Annotated in this window: 14 protein-coding genes; 12 read left to right on the top strand and 2 right to left on the bottom strand. The window is 72.4% G+C overall.

Annotated features, from left to right (window positions below; genetic code table 11):
• Position 1 precedes the first annotated feature (1 nt).
• The 5 genes from COUCH_RS28445 (at position 2) to COUCH_RS28425 (ending at position 5,025) form a co-directional block, all read left to right on the top strand.
• The gene (locus tag COUCH_RS28445) at positions 2-913 is read left to right on the top strand and encodes a carbohydrate ABC transporter permease (RefSeq protein ID WP_249608289.1); all 912 of its coding nucleotides are present in this window, start codon (positions 2-4) and stop codon (positions 911-913) included.
• Positions 914-932: 19 nt separating this feature from the next.
• Positions 933-1,865: a carbohydrate ABC transporter permease gene (locus COUCH_RS28440; protein WP_249608288.1), complete on the top strand. Its 933-nt coding sequence runs from the start codon at positions 933-935 to the stop codon at positions 1,863-1,865.
• 84 nt (positions 1,866-1,949) lie between these two features.
• Entirely contained in the window at positions 1,950-2,651 is a 702-nt protein-coding gene (locus tag COUCH_RS28435) for a hypothetical protein (protein ID WP_249608287.1), read from the top strand.
• 4 nt (positions 2,652-2,655) lie between these two features.
• Positions 2,656-4,422: a bifunctional 3'-5' exonuclease/DNA polymerase gene (locus COUCH_RS28430; RefSeq protein WP_430640826.1), complete on the top strand. Its 1,767-nt coding sequence runs from the start codon at positions 2,656-2,658 to the stop codon at positions 4,420-4,422.
• Positions 4,423-4,482: 60 nt separating this feature from the next.
• Positions 4,483-5,025, top strand: coding sequence for an NUDIX hydrolase (locus COUCH_RS28425; protein ID WP_249608286.1), 543 nt, complete (start codon positions 4,483-4,485; stop codon positions 5,023-5,025).
• A 424-nt stretch (positions 5,026-5,449) separates the two neighbouring features.
• Here COUCH_RS28425 and COUCH_RS28420 read toward each other — a convergent pair whose 3' ends face one another.
• Positions 5,450-6,136 (bottom strand): response regulator, encoded by a 687-nt coding sequence (locus COUCH_RS28420; protein WP_249608285.1) that lies wholly within the window; start codon positions 6,134-6,136, stop codon positions 5,450-5,452.
• Positions 6,133-7,419 carry a sensor histidine kinase gene (locus tag COUCH_RS28415; protein WP_249608284.1) on the bottom strand — a complete coding sequence of 429 codons (1,287 nt, stop codon included), beginning with the start codon at positions 7,417-7,419 and terminating at the stop codon, positions 6,133-6,135. Before COUCH_RS28415 ends, COUCH_RS28420 begins: the two co-directional genes overlap by 4 nt.
• 216 nt (positions 7,420-7,635) lie before the next feature.
• On the opposite strand from COUCH_RS28415, the gene COUCH_RS28410 reads away from it, so the two are divergent.
• The 7 genes from COUCH_RS28410 to COUCH_RS28380 all read left to right on the top strand — a co-directional run bounded on the left by COUCH_RS28410 (position 7,636) and on the right by COUCH_RS28380 (position 15,701).
• Positions 7,636-8,100 (top strand): DUF1707 SHOCT-like domain-containing protein, encoded by a 465-nt coding sequence (locus COUCH_RS28410; RefSeq protein ID WP_249608283.1) that lies wholly within the window; start codon positions 7,636-7,638, stop codon positions 8,098-8,100.
• A gap of 92 nt (positions 8,101-8,192) precedes the next feature.
• Positions 8,193-9,014, top strand: a complete 822-nt coding sequence (locus COUCH_RS28405) for a metal-dependent hydrolase (RefSeq protein ID WP_249608282.1) — start codon at positions 8,193-8,195, stop codon at positions 9,012-9,014.
• Positions 9,015-9,033: 19 nt separating this feature from the next.
• Complete coding sequence (locus tag COUCH_RS28400; RefSeq protein ID WP_430640825.1) at positions 9,034-11,658, top strand: MGH1-like glycoside hydrolase domain-containing protein; 2,625 nt, start codon at positions 9,034-9,036, stop codon at positions 11,656-11,658.
• Positions 11,659-11,668: 10 nt separating this feature from the next.
• On the top strand, positions 11,669-12,499 hold the full coding sequence (locus COUCH_RS28395) for an LLM class F420-dependent oxidoreductase (protein ID WP_249608281.1): 831 nt from the start codon (positions 11,669-11,671) through the stop codon (positions 12,497-12,499).
• Positions 12,496-12,879 carry a TIGR03668 family PPOX class F420-dependent oxidoreductase gene (locus COUCH_RS28390; protein WP_249608280.1) on the top strand — a complete coding sequence of 128 codons (384 nt, stop codon included), beginning with the start codon at positions 12,496-12,498 and terminating at the stop codon, positions 12,877-12,879. Before COUCH_RS28395 ends, COUCH_RS28390 begins: the two co-directional genes overlap by 4 nt.
• Positions 12,880-13,584: 705 nt before the next feature.
• On the top strand, positions 13,585-14,745 hold the full coding sequence (locus COUCH_RS28385; protein WP_249608279.1) for an ABC transporter substrate-binding protein: 1,161 nt from the start codon (positions 13,585-13,587) through the stop codon (positions 14,743-14,745).
• Positions 14,742-15,701 (top strand): carbohydrate ABC transporter permease, encoded by a 960-nt coding sequence (locus COUCH_RS28380; RefSeq protein ID WP_249608278.1) that lies wholly within the window; start codon positions 14,742-14,744, stop codon positions 15,699-15,701. The genes COUCH_RS28385 and COUCH_RS28380 overlap by 4 nt, the downstream gene beginning before the upstream one ends.
• Positions 15,702-15,717 lie beyond the last annotated feature (16 nt).

Genomic DNA, 15,717 nt, shown 5'->3' with positions numbered 1-15,717 from the left:
CATGAAGCACGGCAGGTACCCGTTTATCATCGGCTTCCTGATCGTGCCGGTGGCCATTTACGGCACGTTCGTGGTCGCGGCGTATCTTCAGGCGTTCCAGCTGTCGTTCACCAACTGGCGGGGCTTCTCGCCGGACGTGAACTACATCGGCTTCGACAACTTCACGAAGCTGTTCCAGGACGACACCTTCTGGAAGGCGATCCGGCACCACGCGCTGCTGCTCGTCTTCCTGCCCCTGTTCACCATCGTCCTGGCGCTCTTCTTCTCGTTCCTGCTCAACGTGGGTGGCGGGTCGAAGGGCGGGCGTACGCGTGGCGTCTGGGGGTCGAAGTTCTACCGCGTGGTGTTCTTCTTCCCCCAGCTGCTCGCGCTCGCCCTGGTGGCCGTCATCTTCGCCCGGGTGTACTCGCCCGACGAGAGCGGCCTGATCAACGGCATCCTGCACCAGTTCGGCTCCGGGCCGGTGCTCTTCCTCGCCGACAAGAACCTGGCGCTCTGGTCGATCCTCGCCGTGCTGGTCTGGCAGGCGGTCGGCTTCTACGTGGTGCTCTTCTCGGCCGGTATGGGCTCGATCCCGACCGAGATCTACGAGGCCGCGGCCCTGGACGGCGCCACCCGCGGCACGCTGTTCTTCAAGGTGACGCTGCCGCTGCTGTGGAACACGCTGCAGGTCGCGTGGGTCTACCTCGGCATCGCCGCGTTCGACGCCTTCGCCCTCGTCAACGTCATGAGCGTGGACCGGGGCGGCCCGGACGGCGCGACCACCGTGCTGGGCCTGGAAATCTTCCGCAACATGCAAGACTACGCACAGTTCGGCTACGCCTCGGCGATGGGTGTCGTGCTGTTCTTCCTCACCATCACGTTCGCGGCGCTGACCCTGCGGGTCACCCGGCGCGATGCCGTCGAGCTCTGAGCCGCACCGGGAGCCTGAGATGACCAACCTGCGAACCGACGTTTCCGTACCGCCGCCCGGCACCGTGCCGTACCCGGGCCGCCGGCACGCCGCCACCGCGTCCGGCAGCAAGCGCGAGATCAAGCTCTTCAGCGGCTTCGCCCACGTCGCGCTGGCCGTGTGGGGCATCCTGGTGATCGCCCCGCTGATCTGGGTGATCCTCGCCTCGTTCAAGAGCAACACCGAGATCTTCACGCACGCGCCGTTCAGCCTGCCGAGCAAGCTCTCGTTTGAGACGTACAAGACGGCGTGGACCGAGGCCCACATCGGCCGGTACTTCTTCAACAGCGTCTTCGTGGTGGCCCTGAGCACCACCGGCACGATGATCTTCGGCTCGATGGCCGCCTACGTGCTGGCCCGCTACAAGTTCGTCGGCAACCGCTTCATCTACTACCTGTTCGTGTCGGGGCTGGCGTTCCCGGTCTTCATGGCCATCGTGCCGCTGTTCCTGATCCTGCAGAACCTCGGCCTGCTGAACACGTACACCGGTCTGATCCTGGTCTACATCGCCTACTCGCTGCCGTTCACCGTGTTCTTCATGACGGCGTTCTTCAAGACGCTGCCGGAGCAGGTGGCGGAGGCGGCGATCGTCGACGGCGCCTCGCACACCCGGCTGTTCTTCCAGGTCATGCTGCCGATGGCGAAGTCCGGCCTGGTCAGCATCACGATCTTCAATGTGGTCGGCCAGTGGAACCAGTACCTGCTGCCGGTCGCGATCATGCAGGGCCAGGGCGCGGACCAGAAGTGGGTGCTCACCCAGGGCATCGCGAACATCTCCGTCTCGGCGGGCTACCAGGCCAACTGGGCCGCGCTCTTCGCGGCGCTCACCCTCTCGATCCTGCCGATGATCCTGGTGTACGCGTTCTTCCAGCGGCAGATCCAGTCCGGCCTGACCGCGGGCGCGACCAAGTAGCCGAAAGCACGTCCGGGCGGCGCCGTTCCACGGGGGACCGGCGCCGCCCGCTTTCTGTCACACCCCCGTGATGGCATGGCGGGCATGACGGTGCGCTGCGAACGCCACGACTCCGGGGGCCGCACGGAGTTCCGCCTCCTCGACGTCCCCGGCGAGCTGATCCCCGCAGTCGAGAAGTCGGCCTTCATCGCGTACGGCGGGCACTGGAGCCGGAGCTTCCCCGGCGACGCCCCGCACCTGGACCAGGCCTGGCGCACCTTCGAGCGACTGGTGGAGCCGTGGCTGCGGCAGGCCGCCGGCCTCGACCCGGTGCCGTGGCAGGAGGCGCTCACCGTCGTCTGCCGGCGCCTCGGCGAGGCCCGGGTCGACTGGTGGCTGACCGGCAGCGCCGCCCTCGCAGTCCGCGGCGCGCCCCTCACGCCCGGCGACCTCGACCTCGTGGTCTCCGGCGCGGACGCCACCCGCGTCGGCGACCTGCTCCTCGACGGCCTGGTGGAGCCGGTCGCCGCCGTCGACTGGTTCTGCGAATCGTTCGGCCGGGCGGTGCTCGGCGCCCGGGTGGAATGGGTGGGCGGCGTCGGACCGGCCGCGGACGACCCCGAGCCCAGCGACTTCGGCCCGGTCGCGGCCGCGCGGCTGGAAACCGTGCGCTGGCGGGGCTGGGAGATCCGGGTGCCGCCGCTCGATCTGCAGCGGGCGGTCACCGTACGCCGGAACCTGACCCGGCGTGCCGAGCTGATCGACGGCCTGTCCGCCGCGGATTGTCGTACCCCTGTTCCAGAATGAGTCCGTGCTGGTGGCGGTGGTGTTCGACGACGAGGGCGGGCGGGGTCCCGGCTGGCTGCAGACCCTGCGCCCCGACGGCACGCCCGCGTCCGAGCCGCAGCGCGTCACCGACCTGCCGGCGGCGATCGCCGAGCGCGAGTCCGCCGACCACCCCCGCTGGCTCTGGGCGTCGACCGCCGACACCTACCCCGCGCTGCTGCGCGCCGGCGTGCGCACCGGCCGCTGCCACGACATCGAGCTGACCGAGGCACTGCTGCTCGGCCACGCGGGCCGCTGGGGCGAGCCCCGATCACTGGCCGCGGCATTCGCCCGGCTGACCGGCGCCGCGGTGCCGCCCGACCCGCCACCCCGGGTGCCCGAGCCGCCCGGCCTGGTGCAGGCGGCGCTCTTCGACACCGGCGGCGGCCCGGGCGGCGCGCATGCCGCCGTGCTGGCGGTGGCCGCTGCCGCCGCCTCTACCGCCGCCACCGCGTCCGCCGGTGCTGCTGTCCCGGGGGTCGTCGTTCTCGATGCGCTCGTCCGGGTCTATGCGGACCAGCATCGCCGGATCCGGGCGACCACCCACCCGGGCCGCTTCGCCCTGCTCGTGGCCGCCGAGAACGCGGGCGCGCTCATCGGCGCCGAGATGGGCCACACCGGTCTGCCCTGGCGTGCCGACGTGCACGACGAGGTGCTGCGCGGTCTGCTCGGCGCGCCCCAGCCGGTCGGGCCGCCGCGCCGGCTCGCCGAGCTGACCGCCGAGGTCAACGCCGCCTTCGGCGTGCACGGGCTGCACCCCGACTCGCCCGCCGAGGTGCTGCGTGCGTTCGCCAGGGCGGGCATCGACGTGCCCAACACCCGCGCCTGGGTGCTCAAGCGCGTCGAGCACCCCGCGGTCAAGCCGCTGCTGGAATACAAGGAGCTCTACCGCATCTGGGTGGCGCACGGCTGGGCCTGGCTCGAGGCCTGGGTCAGCGGCGGCCGGTTCCGCCCCGAGTACGTGCCCGGCGGCGTGGTCTCGGGCCGCTGGGCCACTCGCGGCGGCGGCGCGCTGCAGGTGCCCAAGGTGGTCCGCCGGGCCGTCGTGGCCGACCCCGGCTGGCGCTTCGTCGTCGCCGACGCCGGCCAGCTCGAGCCCCGCGTCCTCGCCGCGGTCTCCGGCGACTCCCGCCTCGCCGCCGCCGGCGAGGCCGACGACCTGTACGCCGCCCTCGCCGCGGACGCGTTCGGCGGCGACCGCCCCCGCGCCAAGGTGGCCCTCCTCGGCGCCATGTACGGCCAGACCGGCGGTGCGGCCATCCCCGCGCTGGCGGTGCTGCGCCAGAGCTACCCGACCGCCTTCGAGTACGTGGAGGCCGCCGCGCGCACGGGCGAAGCCGGTGGCCTGGTGCGCTCCTGGTTGGGCCGCACCTGCCCGCCCGCCTCGACCGCCTGGCGCGACGCGGGCCTCGACCCGCCCGAGGAAGCCGGCTCGGCCGAAGCCCCCCAGGGTGGCGCCCAGGGCCGGGCCCGCGGCCGCTTCACCCGCAACTTCGTCATCCAGGCCACGGCGGCCGAATGGGCCCTGGTCCTGCTGGCCACGCTGCGGACGGCCCTGACCGGCCTGCGAGCCGAGATCGTCCTGTTCGTGCACGACGAGGTCGGGGTGCACTGCCCGGTCGAGGAGGCGGACCGGGTGGTCGAGGCCGTACGCGAGAGCGCGGCCCGGGCGGGCGAGCTCCTGTTCGGAGGGACGGAGGTGCGGTTTCCCCTGGACGTGTCGGTGGTCGAGTGCTACGCGGACGCGGCGTGAACCCGGGCCGTCCGCCCGGCGGCTGCGGGCGAGGTGGCCGGGTGACCGTAGGGTCGGTGGGTGCCTGCATCCGACTATGTGAAGCGTCTGCGTGCCAAGGTCGGCCACGACCTGCTCATGTTCCCGACCGTCAGCGCCGTGGTGGTCAACGACCGCGGGGAGGTGCTGCTCGGGCAGCGCAGCGACAACCACCGCTGGGCGTTGATCGCCGGGATGATGGACCCGGGTGAGCAGCCCGCCGACGCGGTGGTCCGTGAGGTGCTGGAGGAGACCGGCGTCCACGTCAAGGTGGAGCGCCTGGCCGGGGTGGCTCTGCACGAGGTCACGTACCCGAACGGCGACCACTGCCACATGGTCAACTCGTGGTTCCGCTGCCGGGCGGTGGGCGGGGAGGCCCGGGTGAACGACTCGGAGTCGATCGCGGTGGGGTGGTTCGCGCTGGACTCGCTGCCGGAGCTGACGCCGTTCGCGCACCAGCGGATCCGGACGGCCCTGGAGGACGCCCCGGCGTGGTTCGCCCAGCCGGGCGAGACCGTCGACGGCGGCCAGGCCCAGCCGGGGAGGATCGGCGCCGGGGACGGCCACGACCGGCAACCCGGGTGACACAGCCCGGCCACGCCGAGCCGCCCAGCCCGAGCCGCCCAGCCCGAGCCGCCCGGCGCCGACCGGGGCCGAGCCGCCCAGCCCGAGCCGCCCGGCGCCGACCGGGGCCGAGCCGCCCAGCCCGAGCCGCCCGGCGCCGACCGGGGCCGAGCCGCCCAGCCCGAGCCGCCCGGCGCCGACCGGGGCCGAGCCGCCCAGCCCGAGCCGCCCGGCGCCGACCGGGGCCGAGCCGCCCAGCCCGAGCCGCCCGGCGCCGACCGGGGCCGAGCCGCCCAGCCCGAGCCGCCCGGCGCCGACCGGGGCCGAGCCGCCCAGCCCGAGCCGCCCGCCGGGCCGGCGGGCCGGTCCGGGCGGGCGGGCAGCGGGAGGGCGCGGCCGGGCGGGCGGCCGGAAGCAGCAGGGTGGGTCGCGCCGGGCCGCGGGGTCAGGCCAGCCAGCCGGGCCGGATCAGGCCGGCCTCGTAGGCCAGCACCACCAGCTGTGCCCGGTCCCGGGCGCCCAGCTTGACCATGGTCCGGCTGACGTGCGTCTTCGCCGTTGCGGGGCTGATCACCAGCCGGGCCGCGATCTCGTCGTTGGACAGGCCCTCGCCGACCAGCACCATCACCTCGCGTTCGCGGTCGGTGAGCTGGTGGAGGCGCCGTTCCGCGTCCTCCGGCGGGCGGGTGGGCCGGCCGCGGCCGCCCGGGGTGGCGAACTCGCCGATCACGCGGCGGGTGACGCTGGGTGACAGCAGGGCGTCGCCGGCGGCCACCGCGCGGACGCCGCGGAGGAGGTCGACCGGTTCGGTGTCCTTGACGAGGAAGCCCGAGGCGCCCGTGCGGAGCGCCTCGAAGACGTACTCGTCGAGTTCGAAGGTGGTCAGGATGACCACCCGGGTGGCCGTGAGGTCCGGGTCCGCCGCTATGCGACGGGTGGCCTCGAGGCCGTCGACGCCGGGCATGCGGATGTCCATGAGCACCACGTCGGGCCGGGTCTGCCGGGTGAGCTGCACCGCGGCGAGGCCGTCGGCGGCCTCGGCGACCACCTCGAGGTCCGGTTCGGCGTCGATGAGCGCGCGGAAGCCGGCGCGGACCAGCGCCTGGTCGTCGGCGAGCAGGACCCTGATCATGTGGTTCCTCCGGCGGGCGCGGCGGCGGGGGCGGTGGGCAGCACGGCGGACACGAGGTAGCCGCCCTCGGGCAGCGGGCCGGCGGCGAGCGTGCCGCCGAGGGTCTCCGCGCGGGCGCGCATGCCGGTGATCCCCGACCCGGCGACCGCCCCACCCGAGGCGGAGGATCCGGCAGGGGCTGCGGCGGGGGGAGCAGCCGGTGGGCCGTCGTTGCGGATCGTCACCCGCAGCTCGGTGGGGGCGTACTCGATCGCGACGTGGGCGGAGCCGGCCGTGGCGTGGCGGCGGACGTTGGTGAGGGCTTCCTGCACGATCCGGTACGCGGCGCGGTCGACCTCCGCCGGCAGGGATCGCTGCGGCCCGGACGTCGCCGTGGTGACCGGCAGGCCGGCGTCCGCGGTCAGGTCGGCGAGCCGGTCCAGGCCCAGGGCGGGCTGGCGGGGCGCGGCCTCCTCCTCGGGGCGCAGCGCGGCGAGGACGGACCGTACCTCGCGCAGCGCCTCGGCGGACGCCGTCTTGATCGCGGTGAGCGCCTCGCGGGCCTGTTCCGGGCGGCTGTCCATGAGGTGCAGGCCGACGCCCGCCTGCACGTTGATCAGCGAGAGGTGGTGGCCGAGGACGTCGTGCAGTTCGCGGGCGATCCGCAGGCGTTCGTCGGCCGCCTGCCGGCGTTCCTGCTCCTCGCGGGCGCGGGCCCGTTCCGCGTTCGCCTTCGTCATCTCGGCGAGGTATTCGCCGCGGGCCCGGCCGGCTCCGCCGAGGAACATGGTCACCGCGAGGACGATCGCGGTGAGCACGGCCTCGCGGACGCCGGGCCGGGCCTCCGCCGCCACGCCGAGCGGTTCCGCCAGGACCACGGTCAGCGTCAGATAGGCGGCGTACGCGGCGGCCGCGATCGTGGCGGCGGGGCGGGAACGGCCGGCCTTGACCGCGGTGAACAGCGCGATGATCGGTGCGACGGCGTACGTCCACGAGGGCGCCGACAGCGGGGCGTACGCGACGCTCGCCGCGGCCGCGACCGCCAGCACCCACAGCGGCGCCCGCCTGCGCCAGGGCAGGGCGAGCGGGCCGATGAGCAGCAGCGCGCCCGCGAGGGCCGCGGTGGGCTGGGGATGCGCCACGGCCTGGGACCAGTTGCCGAAGACGTGGAAGCACGCGGCGCCGATGACCGCGCCGGGCCCGGCGCCGTGCCGGGCGGACCCGGGTGGCGGCCAGGGTCCGCTGCCGTGCCGGGCGGACCGGGGCGGTCGCCAGGGCGGCAGGTCACGGCGCTGGTTGTGCACGCGGTCGACGCTACGGCACCCGGGACGGGCCGGGCATCCACGCGCGGGCTCCGCCGGTCTGCGCCCGGGGGAGCAGGCGCGGGACGGCGGGTACCCCGCAGGGCGTACGCCGCGGCGGCCGCGTGCTCCGCTCACCGCGTACCGGATGCTCCTCCGGGCCGACGTGCTCCGGGCGCCGGACCGGCGACGCTGGAGGGACCACGACGGGAGGTCACCATGTATCCGAACGACGCCATCCGGTCCGGTTCCGCCCGGCTCCGGACCTCCGACTCGGAGCGGGAGCAGGTCGCCGAGATCCTGCGGGCCGCGATGGCCGAGGGCCGGCTCACCCTGGAGGAGGGCGAGGAACGGCTGGGCCAGGTGTACGCGGCGAAGTACCGCGACGAGCTCCATCCGCTGACCGCCGACCTGCCCGACGGCGGCCGCGCCGCGCCGGCCCGCACGCCGCAGGCCCAGGCCACGACACGCCGGGGCGTACGGCGCCACGCCGGGTTCGTCGTCGCCGTGGCGCTGCTGCTGACCGGCCTTTGGGCGCTGTCCGGCGCGCCGTTCTTCTGGCCGGCGATCCCGCTCGCGTTCCTGGTCATCGGCCTGATCCGGCACGCCCGGTACGGCGACCTGCGGCACGAGTACTACCACCGGCACCGCGTCGCGCCGTGGAACGGTCCCGGCTATCGGTGATCTTGACCACTCCACAGTGGACGTGGCGGTCGTTGCCCGCCCCCCTCCCCGATGCGACAGTGTCGGCCTACGGGGAGGGGTGGGCAAAGATCATGATGGGTCCGTCGCACGCACTGTCGGGCGCGTCGGTATGGCTGGCCGGCAGCTGGGCCCTGGACCACTTCGCGGGGTACGCCCAGAGCCCCCTCGCGGTGGCCGTCGGCGCCACGGTGTGCGCGGGCGGCGCCCTGCTGCCCGACCTGGACCTGTCCGGCAAGGTCACCCGCAACCAGGGCGGCGCCACGGTCGCCCGTACGTTCGGGGTGTTCTCGCTGTTCATCGCCGAGGTGGTCGAGAAGATCTCGCTGGGCGTCTACACCGCGACGAAGCTGAGCCGCGACCCCCGGCGTACCAACGGGCACCGGACGCTCACCCACACGCTGCCGTTCGCGGCCGCCGTCGGCTGGGGCACCACGACGCTGTGCGCCGCGTACGGGAAATGGGCGGTCGTCGCGGTCGTGTTCTTCATGGCCGGCCTGGCGCTGCGCGGGCTGTTCGACGAGTGGGCCGAGCGCGCCGGCTGGCTGATCGTCACCGGCGCGGCCGCCGTGATCGCCTGGTTCACCGGTGCCAACCTGCCCGGCGACCGCGGCTATCCGATGCTCGGCTTCGCGGCCGGCGTGGGCTGCGTGGTGCACCTCTTCGGCGACATGATCACCAAGAACGGCGTACCGATCCTCTGGCCGATCCCGATGGGCCGGCGCATGTGGCGCATGGTCGGCGTGCCGAACGCGATGGCGGTCAAGGTCGGCGGCCGCGGCGAGACGATGGTGCTCCGGTCGATCTTCACGGTGGTGGCCGTGCTCGCGGTGCTCGGCATGTTCGCCCCGCACGCGCTGCGCAACCTGGACCTGGAGAAATGGGCCGGAGGCTGAGATCGGCTAGGGTGCGGGTGTGGGGGTGAGCGGCGGCGTGGCGGAGCGCGAGCGCCTGGCGCAGGCGGACTCCGGGGAGCGGCCGTGGCGCGCCTGGGGCCCGTACGTCGCCGAGCGCGCCTGGGGCACCGTCCGCGAGGACTACAGCGAGCACGGCACCGCCTGGGACTACTTCCCGCACGATCACGCCCGCTCGCGGGCGTACCGGTGGAACGACGACGGCATGGCCGGCGTCTGCGACGACCGGCAGACGTTCTGCTTCGCCCTGGCCCTGTGGAACGGCAGGGATCCGATTCTCAAGGAGCGGATGTTCGGGCTCGGCGGCGACGGCGGCAACCACGGCGAGGACGTCAAGGAGTACTGGTGGTACCAGGACTCCACGCCCACCCATTCGTGGATGAGCTGGCGCTACCACTACCCGCAGGCCGCCTTCCCGTACGACGAGCTGGTCGCGGTCAACGGCCGGCGCTCCCGCGACGAGCCGGAGTACGAGCTGGTCGACACCGGCGTCTTCGACGACGACCGGTTCTGGGCGGTGACCGTCGACTACGCGAAGGCCGGCCCGCGCGACCTGTGCATCGTCATCACCGTCGCCAACCGCGGCCCCGACGAGGCCACCCTGCACGTGCTGCCCACGCTGTGGTTCCGCAACACCTGGTCGTGGGGCCTGCCCAACCGCTCGGTCCCGCGGCTGACGGGTACGCCCGGCCGCATCGCCGGTGAGCACCGCAGCCTCGGCCACCTGACGCTGGTGGCCGACGGTGACGCCCCGGCGCTGATGTGCGACAACGAGACGAACTCGCAGCGGCTCTGGGGACTGCCCGGCACCAGCATGTTCCCCAAGGACGGCATCAACGACTTCATCGTGGGCGGCGCCCCCACGGTCAACCCGGCCGGCGTGGGCACCAAGGGTGCCCTGCACCACCGGCTGACGCTGGGCCCGGGGGAGACCCGGCAGATCCGGCTGCGCCTGACCGAGAGCGACGTGCCGGTGGAGCCGGACCTCGGCGAGGACTTCGAAGCCGTCGTCGCCGCCCGCCGGGCCGAGGCCGACGAGTACTTCGCCGGGCTGATCCCCGCGTCGGCGTCCGCCGAGGAGGCCGCCGTCGCCCGGCAGGGCATCGCCGGGCTGATGTGGGGCAAGCAGTTCTACCACTTCGACGTGAAGCAGTGGCTGCACGGCGACCCGGGGTCGGCGCCACCGCCGCCTGGCCGGCGCTACGGGCGCAACAACGCCTGGTGGCACATGAACAGCTTCGACGTCATCTCCATGCCCGACCCCTGGGAGTACCCCTGGTACGCGGCCTGGGACCTGGCGTTCCACTGCGTCACCATCGCCCGCGTGGACCCCGGCTTCGCGAAGGCCCAGCTGCTGCTGTTGCTGCGCGAGTGGTACATGCACCCCAACGGCCAGATCCCCGCGTACGAGTGGTCGTTCAGCGACGTGAACCCGCCGGTGCACGCGTGGGCGGCGCTGCGGGTCTTCGAGATCGACGGCGGGCGCGACCACGACTTCCTCGCCCGGATCATGCACAAGCTGCTGCTCAACTTCACCTGGTGGGTCAACCGCAAGGACGTGGGCGGCAACAACGTGTTCGAGGGCGGCTTCCTGGGCCTGGACAACGTCGGCCCGTTCGACCGCTCGGCCGCGCTGCCCGTCGCCGGCGTCCTCGAGCAGTCCGACGGCACCGGCTGGATGGCCATGTACGCCCTCAACCTGCTCGACATGTCGATCCGCCTCGCCCTGCACGACCGCACGTACGAGGACATGGCGACCAAGTTCTTCGAGCACTTCGCGTACATCGCGGAGGCGGCGTACCGGCAGGGGCTCTGGGACGACGAGGACTGCTTCTTCTACGACGTGCTGCGCCTGCCCGACGGCCACCGGTTGCCACTCAAGGCCCGCTCGATCGTCGGCCTCCTCCCGCTCGCGGCGACCACCCGGCTGACCGCGGCGACCCTCAACCGGCTGCCGGAGCTGGGCGCCCGGCTGCGCTGGCTGCTCGCCAACCAGCCGGACTACGCCGACGTCATCAGCGCCCGCCGGCTGTCCCGGGCCGGGGGCCAGCAGCGCCTGCTGTCCATGGTCGGCCAGGACCAGCTGCTGCGCATCCTCGCGCGGATGCTGGACCCGGAGGAGTTCCTCTCCCCGTACGGCCTGCGCACCCTGTCCCGCGCGCACCTGGAGAAGCCGTTCACGGTGTCGCTGGGCGGCTCCGACTTCACGGTCGGCTACGAGCCGGCGGAGAGCACCAGTGGCCTGTTCGGCGGCAACTCCAACTGGCGCGGCCCGGTCTGGATGCCGGTCAACTACCTGCTCATCGAGGCGCTCCGCGAGTTCGCCGCCTTCTTCGGCGACGACCTGCTGGTCGAATACCCGACGGGCGCGCAGACCAAGATGCCGCTGAGCAAGGTCGCCGACGACCTGTCCCGCCGCCTGGTGGCCCTGTTCGTCCCGGACGCGGACGGCCGCCGCCCCATCTACGGCGCCTGTGAGCTCTTCCAGACGCACCCGGACTGGAAGAACCTGGTCTCCTTCCCCGAGTACTTCCACGGCGACAACGGCGCCGGCCTGGGCGCCTGGCACCAGACCGGCTGGACGGCCCTGGTCGTCGACCTGATCCTCGACCTGCACCGCCCATAGACTCGCGGGCATGGAGTTCGGAGCCGGATATTTCCCCACCCATGACGGCGTACGGCCCGGGGAGGTCGCGCGGCGGGTCGAGGAGCGGGGGCAGGATGCGCTGTTCTTCGCCGAGCACACGCACATCCCCGCGAGCCGGGAGTCGCCGTGGGGTGGTGGGGCGCAGCTTCCCCGCAAGTACTGGCACACGTACGACCTGTTCGTCTCGCTGACCGCGGCGGCGGAGGCGACGACCCGGCTGCGGGTGGGTGCCGGGGTGTGCCTGGTCGTCGAGCGGGATCCGATCACCACCGCGAAGGAGGTCGCGTCCGTCGACCATCTGTCCGGCGGGCGGCTGGAGTTCGGGGTGGGCGCCGGATGGAACCGCGAGGAGATGGCCAACCACGGCACCGATCCGCGCACCCGGATGGCGTTGCTGGGTGACCGGGTACGCGCCATGCAGGCGATCTGGACGCAGGACGAGGCCTCGTACGCCGGCCGGTTCGTCAGCTTCGACCGCATCTGGTCGTGGCCGAAGCCGGCGCAGAAGCCGTGGCCGCCTGTGCTGGTCGGCGGCGGCGGGCCGACCGTGCTGGACCGGGTGCTGGCGTGGGGTGACGGCTGGTTCCCGCAGTGGCACGACGAGAACCTGTTCGGCCGCATCGAGGAGCTGCGGGCCCGCGCGGACCGGCCGCTGCAGGTGCAGGTGCTGAGCGTCCCGCCGGACCCGAAGGCCCTGGAGCAGCTGGAGAACGCGGGCGTGCACCGGGCGTCGTGCTGGCTGCCGTCCGGGCCGTGGAGCGTGGTGGAGCCGGCCCTGGAGAAGTGGGAGCGGGCGATCGCGGACCTGACCGGCCGGTGACGCCGGCGCAGCGGTTCGCCGCCGCCCGGGTGGCCCGGCTCGCCACGGTCACGCCGGGCGGCGCCCCGCATCTCGTACCGATCGTCTTCGCGCTCGTGGGCGACGTCGTGCACACGGCGGTCGACGCGAAGCCCAAGCGGCACCGCGCGCTGCAACGGCTGGTCAACATCGCCCACGAGCCGCGGGTGAGCGTGCTCGCCGACCACTACGACGAGGACTGGGCCACGCTGTGGTGGGTCCGCGCCGACGGTATCGCCACGGTGAGTGAGGAGGCTGAGCCGGCCCTGCTCGCCAAGTACCCCCAGTACCGGGACACGCCGCCGCCGGGACCGTTCCTGCGCATCGCCGTGCAGCGCTGGACCGCCTGGTCCGGCTCCTAGCGCGAGGACCGCGCCGCGTCGTACGCGGTCGCGGGGTCGCCGAGGTAGTTCCAGATCCAGCCGCCGACCCGGTCGCCGAGCAGGTCGGAAGACGCGCGCCGCCGCGGCCCGCTCGCCGGCCAGGTGCAGGCCCATCGCGAAGGCGTTCGCGCGGGGGATCCAGCCGTACGCGGGCGTGAAGGCGGGATGGAACACCGACTTCTCCTGCACGTCGTCGACCTTCCAGGCGACCTCCATCGGGTACGCGCGGGTGTCCGGTTCGGTCGCTCCGGCGAGCACGTCGCGGGCCGTACGCCAGTCCCGGGCGGTCAGCGCGTCGAGCAGCGCCCGGGCGCGCGGATCACCGCCGGTGGGGTCGACGGCGAGACCGGCCGGCTTCTCCCGGCGCCTGAACGGCCGCATGTGGATCTCCCTTCGCTGCCGGGCGCCGATCCTGGGGGAACCGGGACGGTCCCGTGGGGGGGCAGACCGTTACCTGCAGATTCTTCGATCCGTGACCGGCCGACGACTCGCGGTCCGCACGGGAATCTGGCAGTCTGAAGTGACTGTGATCTACGTCATAACGGCGTGTGACGGACGGAGGGCTCGATGAGGCTTCACCATCCGACAGCGGTACGCGGACACCCCTCACGTTGGACGGCCGCCCTGGGCGTGGCGGTCCTCATGGCTTCGCTCGCGGCCTGCTCGAGCGGTCCGAAGGGGACCGTGATCAACCTGTACGGCGGGGCCAGTGGCACCGGCTTCGACAAGATCATCGCCGACTGCAACAAGGCGGCGGCCGGCCGGTACACGATCGTCGGAAATCTCCTGCCCAGCGACGCCGACGGCCAGCGTGACCAGTTCGTCCGCCGGCTCGCCGCGCACGACGACGGCATGGACCTGCTCGGCATGGACGTCACCTGGACCGCCGAGTTCGCGGAGGCCGGGTGGATCCGTGAGCTCTCCGCCGACCAGAAGGCACAGGCCACCAAGGACACCCTGCAGCCGCCGATCGACACGGCGACCTGGAAGGACAAGCTCTACGGCATCCCGCGGACGACCAACGTGCAGCTGCTCTGGTACCGCAAGTCGCTGGTGCCGACGCCGCCCAAGACGTTCGACGAGATGATCACGATGGCCCAGCAGCTGAAGTCGCAGGGCAAGCCGTACGAGATCGGCCTGACCGCCGCCCAGTACGAGGGCTACGTGGTCAACATCAACAATCTCGTCACCATGTCCGGCGGCACACTCGTGAACGAGGACAGCACGAAACCGACGATCGACGACAAGGTCGTGCAGGCCCTGGCCCTGATGCAACGGCTCGCCACGTCCGGCGTCACCAGTTCCTCATTGTCCAACGCGCAGGAGCCCGAGGTGTTCGCCGACCTCCAGGCCGGCCGGTCGGCGTTCTCACTCAACTGGCCGTACGTGCTCAGCGCCATGCGCGAGGCCAACCCCGACCTCGTCAAGGACCTGGGCTTCGCGCCGTACCCGTCGATCGACGGCGGCCCGCCGCGGGTGACGCTCGGCGGGATGAACTACGCGATCAGCACGTACAGCAAGCACCCGGAGGAGACCTTCGAGGCGGGGATGTGCCTGCGCAACCAGAAGAACGCGCTGAGCGCCGCCCTCGACGCCGGTGACGTGCCGGCGCTGGCGACCGTCTTCGACACGCCGGAGTTCGTCAAGGCGTACCCGATGAAGGACGTCATGCTCGCCGAGCTCAAGAACGCCGTGCCGCGCCCGGTGTCGCCGGTCTACCAGAACATCTCCACGATCGTCTCCACCACGCTGTCACCGCCGGCGGAGATCAACCCGCAGAAGTCCGCCGACGAGCTTCGCGACGCGATCAAGGCCGCGATCGAGGGCAAGGGGATCCTCCCATGACCGCCACACCGACCTCGGCGGCTGCGGAGGCCGCCGCCGTCCCGATCGAGGACGAGACCACCCAGGTCGCCCGTCAGCGCTTCAACGAGGCCAAGCGTGCGGAACGCAAGCTGGGCCTGCTGCTCGTGGCCCCCGCGGTCATCCTGATGCTCGCGGTGACCGCCTATCCCGTGCTGTACGCCATGTGGCTCTCGCTCAACCGGGCCGACCTGCGCCGGCCCGGCGAGAACAAGTTCATCTGGTTCGACAACTACATCACCGTGCTGTCCAGCCCGATCTGGTGGACGGCGTTCGGCGTGACCACGCTCATCACCGTGGTCAGCGCGGCCCTCGAGCTCGTCCTGGGCATGGCGCTGGCGATCGTGATGCACCGCACGCTGGTCGGCCGCGGGCTGGTTCGCACCTCCGCGCTGATCCCGTACGCGATCGTGACCGTGGTCGCCGCGTTCTCCTGGCGCTTCGCCTGGACCGCCGACCTGGGCTGGCTGGCGCCGAGCGGCTCGGCCCCGCTGACCAAGTTCGGCAGCTCCATCATGATCATCATCCTGGCCGAGGTCTGGAAGACCGTGCCGTTCATGGCGCTGCTGCTCATGGCCGGACTCGCGCTGGTGCCCGAGGACCTGCTCAAGGCGGCGTCGATGGACGGCGCCTCGGCGTGGAAACGGTTCTGGCTGGTGACCGTACCGCTGATCAAGCCGGCCATCCTGGTGGCGTTGCTGTTCCGCACGCTCGACGCGTTCCGGATCTTCGACAACATCTTCATCCTCACCAGCGGGTCCAACCAGACCAGTTCGGTGTCGATGGTGACCTACAGCAACCTGATCCGGGGGCTGAACCTCGGCATCGGCTCCGCCATGTCGGTGCTCATCTTCATCACCACCGGCATCATCGCGTTCCTGTTCATCAAGCTCTTCGGCGCGGCCGCACCGGGAGCCGACACCGAGGGGAGGCGGTAGCCGTGCAGCCGGTGAC

Origin of the sequence: Couchioplanes caeruleus (genome assembly GCF_023499255.1) — a bacterium.
GTDB classification, from domain to species: Bacteria; Actinomycetota; Actinomycetes; order Mycobacteriales; family Micromonosporaceae; genus Actinoplanes; species Actinoplanes caeruleus_A.
The sequence above is the reverse complement of the archived record's forward strand: the minus strand, read 5'-3'. Positions and strand labels throughout refer to the sequence as shown.